The following is a 23,496-nucleotide window of genomic DNA, read 5'->3' on the forward strand; positions in this document are numbered from 1 at the left end:
AGATTCGAAAGAATGAACAACATTAAGAAAGTATTATCAGCGTGGATGCTGGTTGCCTGTGTACTACCTGTGGCAGCCCAGTATCCTGTAATTCCGGACTCGGTAAAAGCAAGAGGAGCAAAACAAGAAGCGGAGTTTGAACGGAAATCGGATGCGGCATGGGAAAAAGCTTTGCCGACAGTGTTAGAAGAAGCAAAGAAAGGTCGTCCCTATAAGCCTTGGGCCTCCAAACCCGAAGATTTGATAAAAAGTAATATCCCGGCTTTCCCCGGCGCGGAAGGCGGAGGTATGTATACTCCCGGTGGTCGTGGAGGTAAAGTGATCGTAGTCACTTCGCTGGAAGATTCCGGCCCCGGAACATTACGCGAAGCCTGCGAAACGGGAGGTGCACGTATTATTGTATTCAATGTAGCGGGAGTGATTCGTTTGAAAAGCCCGATTAGCGTACGTGCCCCTTATGTAACGATTGCCGGACAAACAGCTCCCGGAGATGGTATCTGCGTCACCGGACAATCTTTCCTGATCGATACACACGATGTTGTGATTCGCCACATGCGCTTCCGTCGCGGTGCGCAGGACGTAGCTTTCCGTGATGATGCAGTAGGAGGGAATGCGGTTGGGAATATTATGATTGACCATTGCTCCGCCAGTTGGGGATTGGATGAAAACATGTCTATCTACCGTCATGTATACAACAGAGGGGCAGACGGACACGGGCTGAAACTTCCGACAGTAAACATTACCATCCAGAATTCTATTTTCTCTGAAGCATTGGATACCTACAATCATGCTTTCGGTGCAACCATCGGTGGGCATAACAGTATGTTCTGCCGTAATCTCTTTGCTTCCAACATCAGCCGGAACAGTTCGGTAGGTATGGACGGCGACTTTAACTTCGTCAATAATGTTGTTTTCAACTGGTGGAACCGTTCCGTAGACGGAGGCGATCACAACAGTTTCTACAATATGATAAACAACTATTTCAAACCCGGTCCGATCACTCCGATAGGTAAACCGATTTCTTATCGTATTCTCAAACCGGAAGCAGGACGTGACAAAAACAGACCGCTTTCATTCGGAAAAGCATACGTAAACGGAAATATTATCCATGGCAATGCCAAAGTTACAAAAGATAACTGGGACGGAGGCGTACAACTGAAAGAAGAGGTGGACGTCGCAAAGTTTCTGCCGCTAATTAAATCGGACGAGGCTTTCAAAATGCCACCGGTAACTGTAATGGATACCAAAAAAGCTTATACCTTTGTATTAGATAATGTAGGAGCTAATTTTCCGAAACGTGACGCAGTAGATGCACGTGTCATTAAGACCGTACAAACAGGAAAGGCCATTTATGCGAAAGATGCACCGGAGTTTGTCTCTCCTTACGTGAAGAGACGGTTACCGGCTGATTCTTACAAACAAGGTATCATCACAGATATTCGTCAGGTAGGCGGACTGCCCGAATATAAAGGTGAAGCAGCAGTAGACTCGGACGGCGACGGTATGCCGGATGCTTGGGAAATTGCCAACGGATTGAATCCGAACGACCCGGCTGACGCAAACATGGACTGCAACGGTGACGGATATACCAATATTGAAAAATACATCAATGGCATAGACACCAAGAAGAAGGTAGACTGGACAGACTTGAAGAACAATTACGATACATTGTCTAAACGGAAAAGTCTGTTGTAACCGGATGAAAAGAGATTAAAGTTTATTGTAATGAATATACAAGTAAGAACGATCCTTTTAGGATTATTGAGCATTGGGTTTGTGCAAAGTTATGCGCAAACCTTTGCTTTACAGGTTAAGAATGACCAGATCACTTACCTGAATGATGATCGGGGAAACCGGATTCTCGATTTCTCTACATGCGGATATAAATCCTCCGAACAGGATATTCCTTCTGTTCGTAATGTGGTGTTTGTACCCTGGAAAGCCGGAGATAATACTGCACGTATTCAACGTGCCATTGATTATGTAGCTTCGCTGACTCCTGACGCTTCCGGTTTTCGGGGAGCCGTATTACTCGATCAGGGAGAATTTTCCCTGTCCGGCAGTATTCGTATCTCCGCATCCGGAATTGTATTGCGGGGTACGGATAAAGAAAAAACAATACTGCTGAAAAAGGGTGTAGACAGAGGTGCGCTTATCTACATGGAAGGAGTGGACGACCTGAATGTGCAAGACACATTGAAGGTGCTTTCCCACTATGTTCCGGTAAACGCGAGAACATTGGAAGTCGCTTCGGGTGTTTCTCTGAAAAAAGGAGATCGTGTCATGGTTACCCGTCCTTCCGGCAAAGAATGGATTGCCTCTTTGGGTTGTGATATCTTTGGAGGAGGTATCAGCGCTTTGGGATGGAAAGAAGGTGACATGGATCTGACTTGGGACAGAACAGTCAGTGAAGTAAACGGCAACCAGGTAACACTGGATGCTCCGCTGACCGTAGCTTTGGATGCTAACTATGGAACTTCTTCCCTGTTGACTTATCAATGGAACGGACGTATTCATGATTGTGGCGTAGAAAATATGACACTGATTTCTGATTACGACAAGCGTTATTCTAAAGACGAGGATCATTGCTGGACAGGTATTTCCATTGAAGATGCGGAAAACTGTTGGGTGAGACTGGTTAATTTCAAGCATTTTGCAGGAAGTGCTGTAATTGTTCAGCGTACAGGTTCCAAAATTACCGTTGAAGACTGTATCTCGAAAGAACCCGTTTCAGAAATCGGAGGGATGCGTCGTTGCACTTTCCATACGCTGGGACAACAAACTTTATTTCAACGCTGCTATTCGGAACAGGGTATTCATGACTTTGCTGCCGGATATTGTGCAGCCGGTCCCAATGCTTTTGTACAATGTGATTCGTATGAATCTTTGGGATTCAGCGGTTCTATTGATGCCTGGGCGTGCGGACTGCTGTTTGACGTAGTAAATATCGACGGTCATAACCTGACTTTCAAGAATTTGGGACAAGATAAAAACGGAGCCGGTTGGAATACGGCAAACAGCTTGTTTTGGCAATGTACCGCAGCGGAAATCGAATGTTATGCCCCGGCAAAAGATGCGATGAACCGTGCATACGGTTGTTGGGCACAATTCTCCGGTGACGGTGAATGGGCACAATCCAACAATCATGTACAACCTCGCAGTATTTTTTATGCTCAATTGGGAGAACGGTTGAACAAAGAATGTGCAGAACGTGCACGTATTCTGCCCAGAAATACAAGTGCAACCAGTAGTCCCACAGTGGAAGTAGCTATGGAACTCGCTAAAGAAGCATATAAACCACGGTTGACGTTGGAACATTGGATCGGCGATAACAAGTTTGCTCCTTCGGTGGCATCAGCCGGAGTAAAATCAATCGATGATATTAAAGAGAAAAAGAGCGCTGCGCTTGCAAATTCTTCTTCTACTGCTGCTAAATTATTAACCCAACCGGAAGTAACTGTAACCAATGGACGTATTCAGATGGACGGTGCTCTATTGGTGGGAGGCAGTCATACCACCCCTTGGTGGAACGGAAAGCTCAAAACCAATTATCTGAAAAAGGCAAGTCCGGCCATCACCCGCTTTGTGCCGGGACGTGAGGGATTGGGATTAACCGACCGCATTGATTCTGTAGTCGACTTTATGAAACAGAAAAACATTCTTGTTTTCGATCAGAATTATGGTCTTTGGTACGATCGTCGCCGGGATGACCACGAACGGGTTCGCCGTCGGGATGGTGATGTATGGGGACCTTTCTATGAACAGCCATTCGGTCGTAGCGGTCAGGGAACAGCATGGGAAGGATTGAGCAAATATGATTTGAAACGCCCTAATGCATGGTACTGGAGCCGCTTAAAAGAATTTGCAGAAAAAGGAAATAAGGACGGACTGCTGTTGTTCCATGAAAACTATTTCCAACACAATATATTGGAAGCCGGTGCGCATTGGGTAGATTCTCCATGGAGAAGCAGCAATAACATCAATCAGACCGGATTTCCTGAACCTGCTCCATTTGCCGGAGACAAACGAATCTTTGTGGCGGATATGTTCTATGACATTACTCATCCTGTCCGTCGTGAATTGCACAGACAATATATCCGCCAATGCCTGAATAACTTCGCGGACAATTCGAATGTTATTCAGTTGACAAGCGCTGAATTTACAGGCCCGTTGCACTTCGTACAATTTTGGTTGGACGTGATAGCTGAATGGGAAACTGAAACCGGGAAGAAAGTAAAAGTGGCATTGAGTACAACGAAAGATGTACAGGATGCAATCCTTGCAGATCCTAAACGTGCTGCCGTAGTAGATATTATTGATATTCGATACTGGCATTATAAGACGGACGGAATCTTTGCGCCGGAAGGTGGAAAGAATATGGCGCCACGTCAGCACATGCGGAAGATGAAAGTGGGAAAGGTAACTTTCACAGAAGCATATAAAGCTGTCAATGAGTATCGTCAGAAATTTCCTCAAAAGGCAGTGACATTCTACGCACAGAATTATCCGACTATGGGATGGGCTGTGTTTATGGCAGGAGGTTCATGTCCTGTAATTCCGTGCACAGATAAAGCGTTCCTGAAGGATGCAGCAGCAATGGAAGTGGAAGAAACAAATACGGATGAGTACAAAAAAATGGTAAAATTTGATATTGGAAGTATCATTTATTCCAAGTCCGGAACAGAAATTCCTGTTCAATTATCGTCCGGAAAGTATGTATTAAAGTACATTCATCCTGCTTCCGGAAAGATTGAAACGATAAATAAATCGCTGAAAATAAATGGTTTATACAATCTAAAGGTGCCAGATAAGAAAGAAGGTATTTATTGGTTCCATAAGTTATAAAGCAGAGAATCCCGTTGAAAACCATTCAGCGGGATTTTTGCTTTTTATTGGTAATTTCTAGTAAAAGAGTGTTATAAAACATGATACTTGTTTTTTCAATCCACAAACCAGATTTTACCTAACGTTGCGGTCGATACTGCTTAGTTTTGCAACATCAAATCAATCGAATTAATGCTATGATGGAACAGACTAATCATTCAACCGACACTTTGCTCGCTTCTTTTCAAGCGGGAAACATGGCAGCTTTTTCACAGCTGTATAACTTGCACATCAACGTCCTTTTTAATTACGGATTGAAGTTGACCATTGATAAAGAGTTACTGAAAGATTGTATTCACGACATCTTCGTGAAACTCTATACAAAGAAAGATGAATTAGGAACCATTGATAATTTGAGATCTTATTTATTCATCTCCTTAAAGAATAAGTTGTGTGATGAACTTCGCAGACGTATGTATATGTCTGATACGGCAGTAGAAGAAGTTAGCATATCCACTCCTACAGATGTAGAAGATGATTATATGGAAGAAGAGCAACGCAAGAATGAATTTTCATTGGTTAGACGTCTGCTGGATCAATTATCTCCCCGCCAACGTGAAGCGCTTACATTATATTATATAGAAGAAAAGAAATACGAGGATATTTGCGAGATTATGAATATGAATTATCAGTCTGTACGCAACTTGATGCATCGCGGATTGACAAAATTGCGTAGTCTGGCGAGTTAATTTTAGTAAAAAGGTAAATGGGTTGAGTACATAGACAGGATAACGCCGTCCTACTTATGTAAACGCTTAAAAAGGATGCGATATGTGCTCAAAGGTAATGGATTTTTTGACGGATGATGATTTTATCAACTATGTGCTGGGTGTAACTCCGCAATCAGCTTCCCAATGGGAAACTTATTTCAGAGAGCACCCGGAAGAGATGGCAGATGCAGAAGAAGCTAAAGCTGTATTATTGGCTCCGGCAAATGTAGACTGTGGCTTCTCAATAGTTGAAAATAACGAATTGAAAGATAGGATTATTAGTAGTATAAAAGATTTTTCGGGTATTTTGTAGATAGGTTAGTATAGTTAAGATAAAGTAGTTAGGTTAGTTAAGGCATTAAAAGATTGACGCGGCCTTTCACAGGAGGTTTAATTTTAAACACTGTGAAAGGCTGCGTTTTTTATTTGTCCTATTCAGGTTTATCGCCGGATTCCTGAATATTGAAAGCACTACTGAAACTGACTATTAATACGATACATCCGCCCAATATGCCGATAATCATATAAGCGATACGGATATCGAACGCCTGCGAGATGGCACCGATAAGCAGAGGAGCAATCAACGAACCTATAAAACTGATACTTGACAGAATGGTAAGTGCAATACTGACCGGTGTTTTTGATTTGGCTCCCACGAAGCTGTACAAAGTAGGCACAATGCAGGATATTCCCAAGCCGACCAGCATGAAACCTAAAGAATTAATGATTACTTTCATAGCCATAGATTCGAAAACTCCTCCTAACAGGGCAGAAACAAAAAAGCCGATACAAATAAAGCTGCCCGCCAGTTGCAGGACTTTCTTCTTTCCCCAAAGCTGATAAGCGTAGTTAGTCAGGAAGCGGCCCGTTGCCATCATAATCATAAATACAAGAAAACCGATTTGCAATGATTTAGGTACGTGAACCACTGATTCGAAATAAACGGCACTCCAGTCGAACATCGCACTTTCTACAATCAGCGCAAACAGTCCGACAAGTCCTAACTGCAAAAGCAACATTTCCGGTTTTTGAAATAACAGGCGAAAACCATTGGGAGCTTTGGCTGTATTTCTTTCCTGCGTCTTTGTATCAGAAACTTCCGCTTCCTGCGGTGCGCTCTCCTGCAAATATTTCCGCCCGGAAAGTGCAATTATAAGGATGATTATAAATATCAGTGTGTAATGCCAGATAGGGGAGACTCCTGCCAAAATCATTACGAAGCCGATAAATGCTCCTGCACATGCCCCCAGACTCCATCCTCCATGAAAAGTGGCCATAATGGTTTTACCATAGATACGTTCCACCTCAATGCCTTGTGTATTGAATGATATATCGCACAAATTCCAGCACACACCGAAGCAAAAGAGCAGAAAGCCTAAAAGATAGACCTCATGGGCCAGCCCAATGCAAAGCAGGGATGAAGCGTATCCCAGGATACTGACCTGTACCATGCTCCGGCTTCCTAACTTCGAAACAAGATAACCAGCCAAGGGGATCGCGACAAATTTTCCGACAGGGATCATAAATAAAATCAGTCCCCAGTAGAAAGCATAATTTGCGGCAAAAACGTCTTTAAAATCAGGGATTCGGCTAGCCCAACTTGCCATACAAAGTCCTTGGGCAAAGAAAAAAGTCAATATGGCAAAGCGTATTCTCTCTTTTGGATGCGTAAATTGGTTATTCATGCATTTTTTATTTTTAATCGCGGCAAAGGTATCTATTTTTTTTGTACTTTTGCGCCCGATTTAAAAATATCATATTCATGAAGACAGGCGAATCTTTATTATCCATAGGTAAATTTATTGCAGAATATTCAGCCCATTTAATGGGAGCCGGAGTACACACCTCGCGGGTAGTACGTAACACAAAGCGTATTGGAGAGGCTTTCGGACTAGATGTCAAATTAAGCGTATTTCATAGAAACATCATTCTGACTATTATAGACAAAGAAACAAACGAGGCTTGTAACGAGGTCATAGACATTCCTGCACACCCGATCAGTTTTGAACATAATTCAGAGTTAAGCGCATTAAGCTGGGAAGCAGTAGACAATCATTTGTCATTGGAAGAACTGAAAGACAAATACAAGAAGATTATTTCTGCTCCGCGGATACATCCGCTTTTCGTTTTACTACTAGTAGGATTTGCCAATGCGTCTTTCTGCAAATTGTTCGGCGGTGATTTAATTTCGATGGGAATTGTGTTCTCGGCTACCATTACAGGATTCTACCTGAAACAACAAATGCAGGCAAAAAAGATCAATCATTATGTTGTATTTATAGTCTCGGCTTTTGTTGCTTCCCTGTGTGCTTCCACCGCGCTGATTTTCGACACAACTTCGGAGATTGCCATGGCAACCAGCGTGCTTTATCTTGTGCCTGGGGTTCCCTTGATTAATGGCGTGATTGATGTAGTAGAAGGATACGTTTTAACAGGATTTGCCCGTCTGACAGAGGCTTCTTTGTTGATTGTCAGCATTGCTATCGGACTTTCCTTCACATTATTAATGGTAAAAAACAGTTTAATTTGATATGATAGCACTTGACATTCTTACTGATGGATTTTTTGCAGCAGTAGCAGGTATAGGATTTGGTGCGATTTCCGATCCTCCTTTGCGTGCATTCAAGATGATTGCCATACTGGCAGCATTGGGACACGCCTGTCGTTTTTGTTTAATGAACTATTTAGGCATGGACATTGCCACAGGTTCGTTGTTTGCCGGATTAGTCATCGGCTTCGGCAGTTTGTGGTTAGGGAAAAAAGTATATTGTCCGATGACGGTATTGTATATTCCGGCATTACTTCCCATGATTCCGGGAAAGTTTGCATACAACATGGTATTTTCACTTATCATGTGTCTGCAAAATGTGAATGATCCGGACAAGCTGGACAAGTTTATGTCGATGTTCTTCTCTAATACTCTAATAGCAAGCACAGTGATTTTCATGTTGGCGGTAGGAGCTACGTTCCCGATGTTCCTGTTCCCACATAGAGCCTTTTCATTAACAAGACATTAAAACGAACTTTTATGGAGATTTTTTGGAGAACAATTGCATATTATAATTCAGCTACCTGGCTGTTACAGATAGTTATCATTCTGATTGGTATTGCATTGACCGGATTGCTTATCGGCCGACCACGTCCGTGGGTGAAAATGGCGATGAAGTTCTATATGATAGGTCTGTATACGTGGATTTCTCTGGTCTACTATTATATCTACTGTGAAGAGCGTAGCTATAATGGGGTGATGGCTATGTTTTGGGGTGTGATGGCTATCATTTGGATATGGGATGCGATTACGGGATATACTACCTTCGAACGTACCCACAAATATGATTTGCTGTCTTATGTGCTGTTAGCAATGCCTTTTATATATCCTTTGGTTTCATTGGCACGCGGACTTTCATTCCCGGAAATGACTTCTCCGGTCATGCCTTGTTCGGTAGTGGTGTTTACCATCGGATTGTTATTGCTGTTTGCGCAAAAGGTCAATATGTTTTTGGTATTGTTCCTTTGCCACTGGTCACTGATCGGATTATCCAAAACTTATTTCTTTCAGATTCCGGAAGATTTCTTATTGGCAAGTGCTACGATCCCCGGCTTGTATCTTTTCTTTAGGGAGTATTTCCTGAATAATCTGCATGCCGACACCAAGCCGAAAGCAAAATATATCAATTGGCTGTTGATAAGCGTTTGCGTCGGACTGGCCGTATTGCTGACTACTACCATGTTTTTGGAATTGGTTCCGAAAGGTTAATCCGGAAACATAGAAGATATTCAAATCAAAAAAAGAGGCCGTTCAAAAAAGCCTTGATCTTATAAAATCGTCCTTACTACAGTCTATCGTAGTAAGGACGACTTTTCTTTTAGGAACTTTGGGAACAGTTTCTTTTATATATCGTATCGTTTACTTAATTGCGTAGAATATCCGTAAGGCATACTGCATCACTGCATCAGGCAACCATTTTTTACTCTTCGCAAACAATACCTGTATCCAGGGACCTACTTTCGTCCGAAAAGGAGGATTGGTACGTTCCACTATCTTACAGATGGCAGCACCCAACTTCCGCGGATGGCATCCATTACGTTCTTCTTTTTCTATAATCTCTAATGATTTCAGAAAACTTTCTCCATAATCGGCATCTAGTCTTGTCTGTTCGGAGATATTCCGGTTATCAGTAAATCCGGTGTTGAAATCTCCCGGTTCTACTACACAAACCTTTATATGGAACGGATAAACCTCTAAAGCCAATGCTTCGCTATATCCCTCCACTGCAAATTTCGAAGCAGAATAAAATCCCTGATAGGGGATTCCCATTACACCACCGATAGAGCTGATATTGATAATCTTACCTTTTCGTGCCTTTCGCATAGATGGCAACACAGCTTTACACATGTTCACTACGCCGAAGAAGTTTGTATTCATTTGTATATTCACTTCTTCTTCAGTAGCAAGTTCCAATGCGCCGCCGATACCTATTCCGGCATTATTAATCAATACGTCAATCCGTCCTTGCTCCGATAGAATCTGCTCTACGGCCTGACAAACGGAAAGGGAATTGGTAACATCGACAACAAGCATTTTTACATGATTCATGTCTTCGGAAGGTTTCCGGCTTGTTCCATAAACGATGTGCCCTTGTTCCGATAACATTTGAGCGGTAATCTTGCCGAATCCGGAGGATGCTCCGGTGATAAGTATGACTTGTGGTTGCATATTTTTTATTTGCGGTATGGTACTAACTGCTCAATTATCATTTCTGCAAGATAGCAGTCATTTCTTCCCGCCAATCCGCACCATTCTTCGGTTGGAACGTTTCAAATCCGAGTTCCTTGCCTATATGGATATTCGAAGCACCGTCATCTACAAATAAAGTTTCGGAAGGAATGATATTACAATCATTTACCATAAATTCGAAAATTTCGGGCGCAGGTTTCGTATGACCGACCTCATAAGACAAATATAGTTTGTCACAATAATCATTCAGCGGCTTTTTCTTCGATGAGAAATCAGAGCTGCATGCCCACGACATAACGAAAGGATTGGTATTACTTAAAATATATACATGATAGGACTTTCTCAATTCCAATATATAATTGAGTTTATTTAGATTCACTTCATTGAAAAAGCCCAGCCATGCCTGTTTGGTTTCCTCCATCGTCAATGGACGGCCACATAAATCCCCCAGTTGTTTCCGAAACTCATCCGCGCTTAGCTTTCCTTCTTCCAGTTCTTGAAAGATGCCGGTCTGGTGATATTTATCCAGCCGGGTATCAGCATCTGCCAGTCCCAGTTTGATAAATGCCTGAACCGCTTTGTCACGATCAATATCTACAATCACTCCTCCAAAATCAAATACAATGTTTTTAATCATGATATATAATTTTCTTGTTTGCTACAAAGATACGGCTTATCTTCTTAATTAATAGCCCGCATCGGCTTGATATTTGTCAAAAAAACATAGTGACGCTATCCTGTCAGGATAGTGACGCCATTTAGCAAGGATAGTGTCACTATAAGAACAGGATAGCGTCACTATATTTTGTGTAACTTATAGAAGCATAAATGCCGATTATTTTTTATATTTGCAAATCCAATCAATCCTTTGCAAAGACAAAAATAGAGTTATGAATAATCTTCGAATTTTATTGTATATGATGCTCCTTTCACTAGCTGCCTGCCATCCGGAAGGAACAAGCGTGAAGCAAGGGCTGGACAAGGCTGCGCAACTGATGGAGCAGGACCCTGATACAGCATCCATTATTCTTGAGACTATTCAGTCAAGCCAAATGAATGAGGCTCAACTGGCAGAGTATAATTTATTGTGTACCCAACTCAACGAGGACAAAAGTATTCCTCATTCTTCTGATAAGCAAATCAGGCAGGCGGCATCTTATTATGAGAAAAATGGCAATGAATATCAAAAATCCAAAGCATATTATTATCTTGCCTGTGTGGAAAGTGATCTGGAACAGAAAGAGGAGGCAGAAATCCACTTTAAGAAGGCAATCAAGCTTGCCAAGGAAACAGAGGAATACGATCATCTGGCAAAAATCTGCAAACGATGTAGTCTTTATTATCAGAAATACGGTAACTTTGATGAGGCACTGGAAATGGAGAGAAAGGCTTACGCCAGTCAGTTGATGTTGAATGACGGTAAAAGCGATTCTTCAGTAATTCTTTCTTCTGCTTTAGGAATGTTTGGTGTGATGTCTTTGTTACTTGGGCTACTCTGGAAGAAAAATCGGCACGCACTTTCCCAATTGGATCTTTTCAAAGAAGAAATACTGAAAAAAGATGTTGAATCGGATAAGCTGATTTTGCAATGTAACCATCTCGAAGAGAAGTATCAGTCTCTTCAACTACATATCTATGAAAGTTCCCCCGTTGTCTCAAAAGTACGACAGTTTAAAGAACGGAATGTTTTGTCTTCTAAAATCCCTTCTTTCTCCGAGAAAGACTGGACAGAGTTACTGCGACTTCAGGAAAACGTCTATGGACTTGTATCTAAATTGAAAGAAATAGGTCCGAAGCTCACAGAAGAGGATTTAAGGGTATGTGCTTTTCTGCGGGAGGGAGTCCAACCTGCTTGCTTTGCTGATTTAATGAAACTGACTACAGAGACGCTGACCCGGAGAATCTCCAGAATAAAAACGGAGAAACTGATGTTGGCAAATTCTAAAGAGTCACTGGAAGATATTGTGAAATCATTGGGGGATCTTTCATTTTGTGCAAGAAATTAATTATTATCTGGTAATGATTCATTATCTCCTTACTACATTTAAGGCTTTTCGTTGCAGAGATTAATGTTTTTTGGTACAGAAATTAGTAATCTTTTATGCAGTCGGGTAGTTGTCCCGTTATAACGGGACGATGGGCATCCTATAGGGTGACAAATGTCACTTTATAAGGTGATATTTGTCATTCTGTAATATGATTATCTGTCTTTAGAAGAATGAAAGTCATTAAAGATACGAAATTAAATAGCAAAAAACAAGAGTGGCACTTGTTTTTCCTAATATCCCAATAGTTTTTTCATATTTGATACATTGTCATTTTTATGCCATTTACTTTACTATGCCATTATTAATTTGTACCTAATTTATCCTCTGTCTGTTTTTGTCTATCTCTTCACTTTTATTATTATTATTGATTATCAACATATTATCATTGACGACCGTCCGTATCCGTCCGGTAAAAAATGCCTATTTTAGCAGTATGTCCTGTAACTTTGCAAATAAAAAAGTACAGAACAATGAGCAACTTATTATTTAAAAGATGGAATGATTTCGGTGGGTGGCTGGTCTTTCTGATAGCAGCATTTGTGTATGGGATGACCATCGAACCAACCGCAAGTTTCTGGGATTGTCCCGAATTTATTTCTTGTGCTGAAAAATTACAGGTAGGGCATCCGCCGGGAGCACCTTTCTATATGCTTGTCGGCAACCTGTTTACCCAGTTTGCTTCCGATGCTTCGCAAGTGTCGGGAATGGTCAACTTTTTAAATGCACTATTGAGTGCCGGTTGTATCTTGTTTCTTTTCTGGAGTATTACCCGATTAGTGAGAGCCTTGCTTGTGGGCGATGAACGGAAATTATCTGTTATGGATGTTATTATCATTCTGGGAGCAGGTTTTGTGGGAGCTTTAGCTTATACTTTCAGTGATACATTCTGGTTTAGTGCGGTAGAGGGGGAGGTATATGCCTTCTCTTCTTTCCTCACAGCCTTGGTATTTTGGATGATTCTTCGCTGGCAGGATGAAGCAGATTCTGTGTCCGGTGACCGCTGGATTATCCTGATAGCCTATATTATAGGGCTTTCAATCGGAGTGCATTTGCTTAATCTGCTTTGTATTCCTGCCATTGTATTAGTGTTCTATTACCAAAAATATCAGACTCTATCACTCAAGGGAGTTATCGGGGCCATTGCATTATCCGGTATTCTTATTGTATTGATTCTTTTTGTTTATATACCCGGAATGGCTGATGTAGGAGGATGGTTCGAATTATTCTTTGTCAATGTGATGGGATTACCCTTCCAGTCAGGATTGATCGTCTTTCTGGGTTTGGTCCTGTTTTTACTGATAGGAGCCATTTATCGGTTCAGAAAACGCATCGTGAATACCGGTTTGTGGTGTTTACTCATGCTCACCATAGGATATACCACCTATGCGGTCATACTCATTCGTGCCAATGCTAATACGCCGCTCAATGAGAATGCACCGGATACTATTTTCACACTCAAAAGCTACCTGAATCGCGAACAGTATGAAAGTGCTCCTTTACTTTATGGGAGAACCTATGCGTCCGAACCGGAGTATGTGCCCGAAGGAGACTATTACAAGGTAAAGACAGAAAAAGGTAGTGCCATCTATCGGCCGGATAAGAAAGAAGGCAAGTATAAAATTATTCGCTATAAGGAAGACGTGTGCTACACTCAAAATATGTTGTTTCCGCGAATGTGGAATGATCGTTCGGCCGCTTCTTACAAAGGATGGTCCGGTGGAGGTGCGAATGAGGCTCCTACACAAAAAGAGAACCTGACTTATTTTATCACATACCAACTCAATTACATGTACTGGCGCTATTTCCTATGGAATTTTGTCGGACGACAGAATGATATTCAAGGAAGCGGTGAACCGGAACATGGTAACTGGATTACAGGAATTTCCTGGCTTGATAATCTGCGACTGGGGGATCAAAAACTTTTGCCGGAATCTTTGCGTGAGAACAAAGGTCACAATGTGTTCTATGGCTTACCATTATTATTAGGATTACTCGGTATCTATTGGCAATGGACACGTGGAAAAAAAGGCAAGCAGCAATTCAGTGTCTTATTTTTCCTTTTCTTTATGACGGGATTGGCTATTGTGCTCTATCTGAATCAGACTCCCGGACAACCCCGTGAACGGGATTATGCGTATGCAGGTTCGTTTTATGCGTTCGCTATCTGGATTGGAATGGGAGCCGCCGGATGCTGTGACATGCTTCGCAGGAAACAGGCAAAAATCCTCCCAGTCGGCTTACTTATGCTGCTTTGCCTGTTTGTCCCCATACAAATGGCAAGCCAGACTTGGGATGACCACGATCGAAGCAACCGGTATACCTGTCGTGACTTTGGTGCTAATTATCTGATGACACTTCCCGACAAAGGAAATCCGATCATATTCTGTAACGGGGATAATGATACGTTCCCCTTGTGGTATAATCAGGATACGGAAGAAGTACGCAGAGATGTACGTATCTGCAATTTAAGTTATGCGCAGACCGACTGGTACATTTATCAGCAACAATGTCCTCTGTACGATGCTCCCGGACTGCCGATCAGTTGGGATCAAAATCAATACCAGGAAGGGAAGAACGAATATGTGGCTGTTCGTCCGGAATTGAAGAAACAGATAGAAGCATTGTATCAGAAACATCCCGAAGAAGCCCGTGATAGTTTTGGAAATGATCCGTATGAAATAAAGAATATCCTGAAATATTGGGTGTTCGCAGAGAAACAGGAATTCCATGTGATACCTACCGATACAATAAATATTTATATTGATAAGGATGCAGTACTCCGTTCTGGAATGATGTTGCCTGAAGCCATTCGTCATTTAAAAGGGGAAGAACTAAGAGATGCAATACCGGATAAACTGTCTATTTCTCTAAAAAATATACGTCTGTTGACTAAAGTGGACTTACTCATGCTCGAGATCCTGGCTAACTGTAACTGGGAACGTCCCCTGTACATGGCTATCTCGGTAGGCAACTCCAGTAAACTGAAGTTTGATGACTACTTTGTTCAGGAAGGGTTAGCATTCCGGTTTACTCCTTTCAACTATAAAGAATGGGGAGACGTGGAAGAAGGCAATGGATATGCCATAGATACGGAGAAGCTCTACGAGAATGTGATGAACAGATATAAATACGGAGGATTGGATACTCCCGGACTTTATCTGGACGAAACAACCCTGCGCATCTGTTATTCTCATCGAAGGCTCTTTGCGCAACTGGCTAAAGAATTGGTGAAACAAGGAGACGACATCCGTGCCAGAAAAGTATTGGAATATGCTGGGCAAACTATTCCGGCATATAATGTTCCTGAAGTATACGAGAGTGGTTCGTATGATATAGCCACCGCTTATGCTTCCATAGGAGAAACGCAGAAAGCGACCGATCTATTGAATCATCTGATAGCAGAATCGGAAAATTATATCGACTGGGCTTTCTCATTGGGAGATAACCGGATAGGGATGGTTCAACAGGATTGTTTGTATAGGTTCTGGCAATGGAATCAGTGTAATGAATTACTGAAGAGTATGGATAAAGAGAGATATGAACAGAGTAATCAGCAATTTGAAAAGAAATATATGCGCTTTACTCAACTAATGAATTATCACAACTAAACTCAAAGAATATGAAATCGAAAAGAATAAGAGAAGAAGAAATAAAAACAGTATTGGGCAAAAGAAATTACGTCATCTTAATTATCGGCTCTATATTGATTATCATAGGATATATATTAATGAGCGGTGAGGGGAGTACCCTTGCCGCCTATAATCCCGATATATTTAGTGGAACACGCATACGTATTGCCCCATTATTGTGTTTATTGGGGTATCTACTGAATGTATTCGGTATTCTTTACCGTCCTCGTCAAAGGGGAATTTAATCTTTCAATAGAGGTAACTGATTGAGCATATTTCTAAGTTTGATTGCCACTCGTGGCATAGGTTCGGCAACTGTAAGTCCTACCAGATCATATTCGGAGGATATATCATTAATGATACGAACTACTTCTTCAATCTTCATGCCGTTAGGCTCAATGCCTACGGCAGCGATTATCTCTGCTGGGTCCAATACATCCATATCGAAATGTATAACCACCTTCGAAACCCCGGTACTTTTCAGCCATTCCATAATCTTTGTACGATCATTGGCAACTTCCTGTGGAGATAATCCTTTAATTCCCAGCTTTCTTTGTCGTTCCTGCATACCCTCATCCCATGAGCGGAGTCCGACAATCAGGGCTTTGGAAGCATCTGTTTTTCCCGGAAGTAATTCCATAATTTCTTCATCTCCCATTCCCAAACAAGCTGTTAGTGCCATTGCATGATAACCCTTATATTCATCATAAGGCAGATTGATGTCGGGATGCGCGTCTATCCAGACAATAGCTACATCATCCGGGTATCTATTGATTAAATAAGTAAACGGAACAACACTTACAGAACATTCTCCTCCTAAAGTGACAATCCGGTCCGGATGATTCTCTTTAAGCAGATCGAACGCAGCTTTAGTTTGTTTCAGTATGACACTGCGTGCACTGATACCTTTTTCCGTCGCTCTGTCATTTATATCCAGTGAAACCGGAACTTCGACCGTATTCTGACCGGTCTGTGGGGCTAAATAGTTCAATAACTGTGCTCCCAGATAGTAGCCTCTGGATGAATCTTCCGCCGGAATATCAGGCATCCAATGATCTACAATTCCTCCTTGCCATTGAGGATAGATAAAACGAAGAGTTGATTTTTTATTTTCCATATTTACATTGTTTGTTACTTTTTCTTGTGCATTCATTGAAACGACTCCAACGACTAATGCAAGTGATAATAAATACTTTCTCATCTTTTTGAAGCAAAAGTAGGGAATACCTGAAACATCGGCAAGTAGGGACGAATTATTCATATACTGATAAATTTAGCCCTATACTACATTTTGGGGTTATTATTTTTGTTTTTGTAGTGATATCCTTATTTTTGCAGAAAAGCAGAAAACTATGTATAAGAAGAAAATTCCTTTTGATATTGATTGTGGGATAAAGATTACGATGGAAGTGATCGGGGGAAAATGGAAAAGTTGCATCATTCAGGAATTATGCACTGGTCCGAAACGTCCCAGCGAGCTGCATCGTTTATTTACCGAGGCAAGTCCCCGGGTCATCAATCAACAACTGAAAGAATTGGAGATGCACGGCATTATCAGCAAAAAGATATTCATGGAGCTTCCTCCCCATTCGGAATATGCTATCACCGAATTGGGAAAGACGCTGATTCCTCTGATTGAGCAACTGGAAATCTGGGGTGATAGCTTTCGTCCGGAGATGAAGAGAATCTTGAAAATAGAATAAATCTTTCTAATATCATTAATATTTCAAAAAAGACCATCTATCTAAAATAAATTATTGCTTCTTTTGTCCTAATGAAATGAAAATTGGGAGATAGTATGAATAACAACATTGATATAAAAACGCTGGAGGCCTTTCAGGATGGGAATCACAAGACCTTTGAGACTATTTTTATAGCATACTACAACAAAACCAAAACATTCATTGACGGATATATAAAATCAGAACCTGATGCGGAAGAGCTGACAGAGGATTTATTTGTCAATCTTTGGATCAACCGTCATTCGATTGATACGTCCAGATCATTCAATTCTTATTTGCACACCATTGCAAGAAATGCAGCAATCAACTTTCTGAAACATAAATATGTGTGTGATGCCTATCTGAACAATAATCAAGAAACAGGATATAGCTCTACTTCCGAAGAAGACCTTATTGCCAAGGAATTGGAAATGCTGATTGACGAACTTGTCGGAGGAATGCCCGAACAACGGAGAATGATTTATACATTGAGTCGTAACGAAGGATTATCCAATGCCGAAATTGCCGAACGCCTGAATACTACCAAAAGAAATGTTGAAAGCCAGCTAAGTCTTGCTTTGAAAGAAATACGGAAGGTTATTTCATGTTTTCTGGTATCACTATTATAGCATTATATTTTTTTTCATTCTGCTTTATAAAAAAACTTCCACTTTCTTATTGAGCTTTTTGCCACTAAACTGTATATATAGTAAAGTGCAGCAAAAATGAAGAAAAGTAATATCAGTAAAATCATCAAAATGTTCCTCTCCGCACGCTTTCCATCCGAAACGGAAAAGAAAGTGCAGAAGTGGATCATTAAAGACCAAAATCAGCAGGCGAAAGCAAAAGCTTCATTGGATTATTGGAATGAATTGGACGTAGAAGCCGATTCGAGCACTTATGTCTCATTGGAACGGGTAAACTTAAGAACAGGATATAATAAGGAGCATCTGACCAACGTAGCTTCTTATCAGAAGTTTGCCCGTGTTGCCGCCGTTATTGTTCCTTTGTTTTTATTGGCAGGAGGAATGTTCTACTATCTTTCTCCCCGAAACGAAATGATAGAGGTATCTGTTGCCTATGGAGAACAGAAGCGTCTAATTTTGCCGGACAGTTCGGAAGTATGGTTGAATGCGGGAAGTTCCATTTTATATCCGGAGACTTTTGCCAAAAATAAACGTCAGGTCATTCTCAACGGTGAAGCTTATTTCTCTGTCAAAAAAGATACTGTAAGTCCTTTTATTGTAGAAACCTCCCAACTTTCTGTGAAAGTGCTTGGAACCAGATTCAACGTGAAAGCTTATCCTAATGATGAAAAAATAACGACTACATTGACTAGCGGTAAGGTGGAAGTGAGTATTCATGCCCAATCTCCCCATATACTAAAGCCTAATGAGCAACTTACATACGACAAAAAAACATCAGATATCCATATATCAGTGATAGATACGAATGATACAAACTCTTGGATGGTGGGAAAACTGGTCTTTACCAATGCCAGCGCCGGAGAAATATTCCGAACTCTGGAAAGACACTATAACACCACGATTGATAATACAGCAAATATCCCTGCATCCAAACGATATACAGTCAAATTCCTGAAAGATGAAAGCCTGGATGAAATACTGAATATATTGAAAGATATAATCGGCTTTGATTATCAGCAGTATGAAAAGAAAATAGTATTAACCCAATAATAAAAAGAAACAGCCTATGAATAAAAAGAACCGGGAAGCAGCTTGAGACCCTCTTCCCAGTTCTGAAATGTCTATCCTCATTCAACAAGTGACGTAAAATGAAGTATCAACATACAAATATAGAATAATGAATCGAATAAATACGAATAAACAGGCGGCTAAGCTTGCCATTTTTTTATTTTTTACTTTTCTCTCTCTCACAACTGTTGCACAGAATAAAGAAAAAAAAATTACCATACAAAATAAAAGTATCTCACTAAAAGAGGCTTTTGCACAAATAGAAGTACAAACGGGATATAGCATTGCTTATGAACAGTCAAATCTGGATATAGAAAAGAAACAATCTTTATCTCTTAAAAATGTAGCCATCGACAAAGCTATGACTCAACTATTGAAGGAAACCGGATATGTATATAAGATAAAAGGATATCATATTATTATTTCTTCGCAAGATAACAAGCAAAAGCCCGCCAACAATGATACACAAAAACTGACTCAAACCATAAGAGGAATCGTTGTTGACTCCAAAACCAATACGCCCATAGAATATGCCTCCGTTTGTATAGCAGAAGATCCCTCACGGGGAGGTTCGACGGATGGACGGGGAAACTTTCGGATCAATAATGTCCCGGTAGGTCGTTATAATATTCAGGCATCTTTTATGGGATATCGTCCAAGTATCATCAGCGAAGTTTCTGTCACTTCATCTAAAGAAGTGTTTGTAGAAATTCCTATGGATGAAAATGTGCAGGATTTGGCTGAAGTACTTGTCAAACCGGAAATAAAGAAAGACCGGACCGTCAACCCGATGGCCATCACAGGAGGACGTATGATTAGTATCGAAGAAGCGTCACGATTTGCCAATGGCTTTGACGATCCTGCACGGTTAAGTTCTGCATTCGCAGGAGTAGCGGGAGATGTCGGCACCAATGCGGTTGCTATCCGGGGAAATGCCCCACAATTTACACAATGGAGATTGGAGGGGATTGAAATACCTAACCCTACCCACTTTGCCGATCTATCAGGCTTGGGAGGAGGATTCCTGTCTGCTTTGAGTACGCAGGTTATCGGCAACTCCGATTTCTACAACGGAGCTTTCCCGGCGGAATACAGTAATGCCCTATCAGGTGTTTTCGATATGCATCTACGAAATGGTAATAATCAGAAGTACGAACATGCTTTTCAGGTCGGACTCATGGGAGTAGATTTAGCTTCGGAAGGTCCTATCAGCAAAAAAAGGGGAAGCTCTTATCTGGTGAATTATCGCTTTTCCACTACTTCACTGGCATCGGGCAATGACATCAACCTGAAATATCAGGATTTAGCCTTCAAACTAAATTTTCCCACACGTAAAGCTGGAACCTTTTCGATCTGGGGATTAGGATTGATAGACAGAAATAAAGCAGATGTTTTGGAACGTTCCGAATGGGAAACGATGGGAGACCGGTCGTCGGGATATAATAAACTGGATAAACTGGCAGGTGGCTTAGCGCACAAATATGTACTGGATGAAAATACTTATATCCGTTCTTCTCTATCCGCTACCTATTCCAAAGACCGTTCATTGGCGGACTTACATACCGACGACGCTATTATTAATGTAGCAGATATTCAGAATAGCAGATGGAATTTAGTATTCAATTTATATCTGAATAAGAAATTCAGTCCGAGGCATACCAACAGAACAGGGATTACCATTACGGAACTTAAATATGATCTTGATTACAAAGTCAGCCCTTATTTGGGATTAAACAAACCTATGGAACAAATATCGAAAGGCAGTGGAGAAAGTACAGTCCTCTCGGCATATAGTAGTTCTGTAATAAACTTGAGCAACAATCTGACAACCAGTTTAGGGGTTACCGGACAATATTTTACTTTAAACAAGAACTGGTCGATAGAACCGAGAGTTGCCCTTAAATGGAAAATAAATCCTGCACATTCTTTAGCAGCAGCTTACGGCTTGCATAGCCGCCGGGAAAGGCTCGACTATTACTTTGTTGAACAGATAATCAATGGTAAAAAGGAATCAAACCGGTACCTGGACTTCTCAAAGGCACATCATTTCGGATTCACTTATGACTGGAATATCAATCAGAGCCTACATCTGAAAATAGAACCCTATTATCAATACTTGTTCCACATACCGGTTGAGGAAAACTCCTCCTTTTCGATTATCAATTACGAAGAATTCTATTTAGACCGCATATTGACAAACACCGGAATAGCCAAAAACTATGGAATAGATATAACACTGGAACAATAGATGAAAAACGGCTTCTACTATATGATTACAGCTTCATTATTCAAATCGAAATATAGGGGAGGAGACCGTATCTGGCGAAATACGAGACTGGATAAAAGTTTTTTAGTGAACCTGCTCGCCGGAAAAGAATGGATGGTTGGCAGACTCAAACAGAATGTATTAAGTGTAAACGGCCGCCTGTTCTTTCAGGGAGGAGGACGCTATACACCTGTGGATGAAGAAAAAAGTCAGGAAGAAAAAGACATCGTTTTTGACGAGAGCAAAGCATATACTAAACGATTCAATCCATCTATAAACGGTGATGTTTCGATCAGCTTCCGGATCAATAAGAAAAGAGTATCCCACGAGTTTTCTCTGAAAATACTGAATGTGGGTATGCGCACCGGAATGCATTTCTATCAATACAATGAAAGAACGAGTGTAGTAGAAGAAAAAGACGGAGCGGGTCTGATTCCGAACATCAGCTACAAAATTTATTTCTAAATAACTGAACAAGAAAAGGGTTTGTTCACACAATAGACTTGACACCCAACAGGCAACTGCTTTCAGTAATTATGGTATAACAATCTGTAATATATATACTAACAAGCTCTCTGAATACCTGTATATTTGCTGCGTGAAATAATTTAGTTATGAATTATATGCGTATCATATTCAAGAAATTCAAAGCACGTATGATTGTAGGATGTATATTAGCTGTAATAGCATTGCTGGCGGTGTCAGTCATTGTTTTTATCAATCAAGCCAGTTTCGGCAGAACTCCCCGTGGGGAACGGCTGGAAAGAGTCATGAAATCTCCTAATTACAGAAACGGAGAATTTAAAAATCAGCATGAAACTCTATTGATGACTTCCGACAGGGGACGTTTTAGCGGAATCTGGGAGTTCATTTTCAGAAAGATAGACGGTTTGCGCCCCGAACAGGCTGTCAAAGCAATAAAAACAGATTTACGCAAGATTGGCCGTAATGAAGAAATATTGGTATGGTTCGGACATTCATCTTACCTGATTCAAACGGGAGGAAAGCGAATATTGGTTGACCCGGTATTTTGTATGGCTTCTCCCGTATCTTTTGTCAACAAGCCATTCAAAGGTACGGAACTTTATACACCGGATGATATGCCGGACATTGATTATCTCGTGATTAGTCACGATCATTGGGATCATTTGGATTACAACACAGTCAAAAAATTAAAAGACCGGATTGGAGCAGTGATTTGTCCGTTGGGTGTTGGCGAACATTTCGAATATTGGGGATTTGATAAAGAGCGTCTGATAGAACTTGACTGGAATGAAGACGCAAACCTCGCTCCGGGCTTTATGATACATTGTTTGCCTGCCCGTCATTTCTCCGGTCGCAGACTTACTACCAACCAGTCACTTTGGGCTTCTTTCCTGCTAGAAGCTCCTTCACAAAAGATATACATTGGCGGAGACGGAGGATATGATACGCATTATGCAGAAATAGGCAACCGGTTCCCCGGCATCGACCTCGCAATTCTTGAAAACGGGCAATACAACGAAGAGTGGAGCTTAATTCATCTGATGCCCCAATATATGGCACAGACGGCCAGAGATTTAAAAGCGAAAAGAGTTCTGACCGTACATCATTCTAAATATGCGTTGGCCAAACATCGTTGGGATGAACCTCTCAAAAATGCAGAAGAGATGAAGAATAAAGATTCTCTGAATGTATTGATTCCGGAGATTGGAGAGGTCGTGGCATTAGAAAAATAGTGCTTTACCCAATCGGCTAAAGGTTTTCCCGTCTGTTATCAGTGAAATTGGTAAAACATTCTGTAAT

The 23,496-nt window shown here is 41.1% G+C and carries 18 protein-coding genes and 1 pseudogene; 15 read left to right on the forward strand and 4 right to left on the reverse strand.

What is annotated here, in order from left to right; genetic code table 11:
• Positions 1-12 precede the first annotated feature (12 nt).
• From AB5217_RS07485 to AB5217_RS07500, 4 genes are all read left to right on the forward strand, one after another.
• A complete protein-coding gene (locus tag AB5217_RS07485; RefSeq protein WP_008640305.1) occupies positions 13-1,695 on the forward strand; it encodes a polysaccharide lyase in 1,683 nt (560 codons plus the stop codon).
• A 30-nt stretch (positions 1,696-1,725) separates the two neighbouring features.
• Entirely contained in the window at positions 1,726-4,845 is a 3,120-nt protein-coding gene (locus AB5217_RS07490) for a DUF6298 domain-containing protein (RefSeq protein WP_234123103.1), read from the forward strand.
• 176 nt (positions 4,846-5,021) lie between these two features.
• A complete protein-coding gene (locus AB5217_RS07495; RefSeq protein WP_004296026.1) occupies positions 5,022-5,573 on the forward strand; it encodes an RNA polymerase sigma factor in 552 nt (183 codons plus the stop codon).
• An 82-nt stretch (positions 5,574-5,655) separates the two neighbouring features.
• Positions 5,656-5,907: a hypothetical protein gene (locus tag AB5217_RS07500; RefSeq protein WP_004309749.1), complete on the forward strand. Its 252-nt coding sequence runs from the start codon at positions 5,656-5,658 to the stop codon at positions 5,905-5,907.
• Between the two features lie 118 nt (positions 5,908-6,025).
• Here AB5217_RS07500 and AB5217_RS07505 read toward each other — a convergent pair whose 3' ends face one another.
• On the reverse strand, positions 6,026-7,279 hold the full coding sequence (locus tag AB5217_RS07505) for an MFS transporter (RefSeq protein ID WP_211480476.1): 1,254 nt from the start codon (positions 7,277-7,279) through the stop codon (positions 6,026-6,028).
• 77 nt (positions 7,280-7,356) lie between these two features.
• Here AB5217_RS07505 and AB5217_RS07510 point away from each other — a divergent pair, with 77 nt between their 5' ends.
• Genes AB5217_RS07510 through AB5217_RS07520 form a run of 3 tightly spaced genes read left to right on the forward strand, consistent with a single transcriptional unit; the run spans position 7,357 to position 9,351 of the window.
• On the forward strand, positions 7,357-8,124 hold the full coding sequence (locus AB5217_RS07510; protein ID WP_004296023.1) for a threonine/serine exporter family protein: 768 nt from the start codon (positions 7,357-7,359) through the stop codon (positions 8,122-8,124).
• 1 nt (position 8,125) lies between these two features.
• Complete coding sequence (locus AB5217_RS07515) at positions 8,126-8,611, forward strand: threonine/serine exporter family protein (RefSeq protein ID WP_004306108.1); 486 nt, start codon at positions 8,126-8,128, stop codon at positions 8,609-8,611.
• Between the two features lie 11 nt (positions 8,612-8,622).
• On the forward strand, positions 8,623-9,351 hold the full coding sequence (locus tag AB5217_RS07520; protein ID WP_004296021.1) for a DUF6064 family protein: 729 nt from the start codon (positions 8,623-8,625) through the stop codon (positions 9,349-9,351).
• A gap of 150 nt (positions 9,352-9,501) precedes the next feature.
• Here AB5217_RS07520 and AB5217_RS07525 read toward each other — a convergent pair whose 3' ends face one another.
• The gene (locus tag AB5217_RS07525) at positions 9,502-10,311 is read right to left on the reverse strand and encodes an SDR family oxidoreductase (protein WP_032846594.1); all 810 of its coding nucleotides are present in this window, start codon (positions 10,309-10,311) and stop codon (positions 9,502-9,504) included.
• A 37-nt stretch (positions 10,312-10,348) separates the two neighbouring features.
• Positions 10,349-10,969, reverse strand: coding sequence for an HAD family hydrolase (locus AB5217_RS07530; protein ID WP_032846592.1), 621 nt, complete (start codon positions 10,967-10,969; stop codon positions 10,349-10,351).
• Positions 10,970-11,222: 253 nt separating this feature from the next.
• Here AB5217_RS07530 and AB5217_RS07535 point away from each other — a divergent pair, with 253 nt between their 5' ends.
• The 3 genes from AB5217_RS07535 (at position 11,223) to AB5217_RS07545 (ending at position 16,254) form a co-directional block, all read left to right on the forward strand.
• Positions 11,223-12,338 (forward strand): tetratricopeptide repeat protein, encoded by a 1,116-nt coding sequence (locus tag AB5217_RS07535; protein ID WP_032846590.1) that lies wholly within the window; start codon positions 11,223-11,225, stop codon positions 12,336-12,338.
• A gap of 512 nt (positions 12,339-12,850) precedes the next feature.
• Positions 12,851-15,988: a DUF2723 domain-containing protein gene (locus tag AB5217_RS07540; RefSeq protein WP_032854703.1), complete on the forward strand. Its 3,138-nt coding sequence runs from the start codon at positions 12,851-12,853 to the stop codon at positions 15,986-15,988.
• An 11-nt stretch (positions 15,989-15,999) separates the two neighbouring features.
• The gene (locus AB5217_RS07545) at positions 16,000-16,254 is read left to right on the forward strand and encodes a DUF3098 domain-containing protein (RefSeq protein ID WP_004325939.1); all 255 of its coding nucleotides are present in this window, start codon (positions 16,000-16,002) and stop codon (positions 16,252-16,254) included.
• On the opposite strand, the gene AB5217_RS07550 is transcribed toward AB5217_RS07545, so the two are convergent.
• Complete coding sequence (locus tag AB5217_RS07550; RefSeq protein WP_181990075.1) at positions 16,251-17,270, reverse strand: arginase family protein; 1,020 nt, start codon at positions 17,268-17,270, stop codon at positions 16,251-16,253. The genes AB5217_RS07545 and AB5217_RS07550 overlap by 4 nt on opposite strands.
• 91 nt (positions 17,271-17,361) lie before the next feature.
• On the opposite strand from AB5217_RS07550, the gene AB5217_RS07555 reads away from it, so the two are divergent.
• The 5 genes and pseudogenes from AB5217_RS07555 to AB5217_RS07575 all read left to right on the forward strand — a co-directional run bounded on the left by AB5217_RS07555 (position 17,362) and on the right by AB5217_RS07575 (position 23,429).
• Positions 17,362-17,712: a winged helix-turn-helix transcriptional regulator gene (locus tag AB5217_RS07555; RefSeq protein ID WP_004296014.1), complete on the forward strand. Its 351-nt coding sequence runs from the start codon at positions 17,362-17,364 to the stop codon at positions 17,710-17,712.
• A gap of 95 nt (positions 17,713-17,807) precedes the next feature.
• Positions 17,808-18,359, forward strand: a complete 552-nt coding sequence (locus AB5217_RS07560) for an RNA polymerase sigma-70 factor (RefSeq protein ID WP_032846980.1) — start codon at positions 17,808-17,810, stop codon at positions 18,357-18,359.
• Positions 18,360-18,455: 96 nt separating this feature from the next.
• Positions 18,456-19,427: a FecR family protein gene (locus AB5217_RS07565; RefSeq protein WP_032846979.1), complete on the forward strand. Its 972-nt coding sequence runs from the start codon at positions 18,456-18,458 to the stop codon at positions 19,425-19,427.
• Positions 19,428-19,554: 127 nt separating this feature from the next.
• Positions 19,555-22,176: pseudogene (locus tag AB5217_RS07570) on the forward strand (carboxypeptidase-like regulatory domain-containing protein).
• Positions 22,177-22,325: 149 nt separating this feature from the next.
• Positions 22,326-23,429, forward strand: coding sequence for an MBL fold metallo-hydrolase (locus tag AB5217_RS07575; protein WP_080706955.1), 1,104 nt, complete (start codon positions 22,326-22,328; stop codon positions 23,427-23,429).
• Positions 23,430-23,496 lie beyond the last annotated feature (67 nt).

It is taken from the genome of Bacteroides sp. MSSM.1001136sp1_RTP21357st2_D2_RTP21359_211015 (genome assembly GCF_040913205.1).
Taxonomy (GTDB): domain Bacteria; phylum Bacteroidota; class Bacteroidia; order Bacteroidales; family Bacteroidaceae; genus Bacteroides; species Bacteroides ovatus.

What these genes read in the sequence shown, in the direction of transcription:
- AB5217_RS07485 (WP_008640305.1), top strand. Translation starts at nt 13, where the DNA reads ATGAACAACATTAAGAAAGTATTATCAGCGTGGATGCTGGTTGCCTGT.
- AB5217_RS07490 (WP_234123103.1), top strand. Translation starts at nt 1,726, where the DNA reads ATGAATATACAAGTAAGAACGATCCTTTTAGGATTATTGAGCATTGGG.
- AB5217_RS07495 (WP_004296026.1), top strand. Translation starts at nt 5,022, where the DNA reads ATGATGGAACAGACTAATCATTCAACCGACACTTTGCTCGCTTCTTTT.
- AB5217_RS07500 (WP_004309749.1), top strand. Translation starts at nt 5,656, where the DNA reads ATGTGCTCAAAGGTAATGGATTTTTTGACGGATGATGATTTTATCAAC.
- AB5217_RS07505 (WP_211480476.1), bottom strand. Translation starts at nt 7,279, where the DNA reads ATGAATAACCAATTTACGCATCCAAAAGAGAGAATACGCTTTGCCATA.
- AB5217_RS07510 (WP_004296023.1), top strand. Translation starts at nt 7,357, where the DNA reads ATGAAGACAGGCGAATCTTTATTATCCATAGGTAAATTTATTGCAGAA.
- AB5217_RS07515 (WP_004306108.1), top strand. Translation starts at nt 8,126, where the DNA reads ATGATAGCACTTGACATTCTTACTGATGGATTTTTTGCAGCAGTAGCA.
- AB5217_RS07520 (WP_004296021.1), top strand. Translation starts at nt 8,623, where the DNA reads ATGGAGATTTTTTGGAGAACAATTGCATATTATAATTCAGCTACCTGG.
- AB5217_RS07525 (WP_032846594.1), bottom strand. Translation starts at nt 10,311, where the DNA reads ATGCAACCACAAGTCATACTTATCACCGGAGCATCCTCCGGATTCGGC.
- AB5217_RS07530 (WP_032846592.1), bottom strand. Translation starts at nt 10,969, where the DNA reads ATGATTAAAAACATTGTATTTGATTTTGGAGGAGTGATTGTAGATATT.
- AB5217_RS07535 (WP_032846590.1), top strand. Translation starts at nt 11,223, where the DNA reads ATGAATAATCTTCGAATTTTATTGTATATGATGCTCCTTTCACTAGCT.
- AB5217_RS07540 (WP_032854703.1), top strand. Translation starts at nt 12,851, where the DNA reads ATGAGCAACTTATTATTTAAAAGATGGAATGATTTCGGTGGGTGGCTG.
- AB5217_RS07545 (WP_004325939.1), top strand. Translation starts at nt 16,000, where the DNA reads ATGAAATCGAAAAGAATAAGAGAAGAAGAAATAAAAACAGTATTGGGC.
- AB5217_RS07550 (WP_181990075.1), bottom strand. Translation starts at nt 17,270, where the DNA reads ATGAATAATTCGTCCCTACTTGCCGATGTTTCAGGTATTCCCTACTTT.
- AB5217_RS07555 (WP_004296014.1), top strand. Translation starts at nt 17,362, where the DNA reads ATGTATAAGAAGAAAATTCCTTTTGATATTGATTGTGGGATAAAGATT.
- AB5217_RS07560 (WP_032846980.1), top strand. Translation starts at nt 17,808, where the DNA reads ATGAATAACAACATTGATATAAAAACGCTGGAGGCCTTTCAGGATGGG.
- AB5217_RS07565 (WP_032846979.1), top strand. Translation starts at nt 18,456, where the DNA reads ATGAAGAAAAGTAATATCAGTAAAATCATCAAAATGTTCCTCTCCGCA.
- AB5217_RS07575 (WP_080706955.1), top strand. Translation starts at nt 22,326, where the DNA reads ATGAATTATATGCGTATCATATTCAAGAAATTCAAAGCACGTATGATT.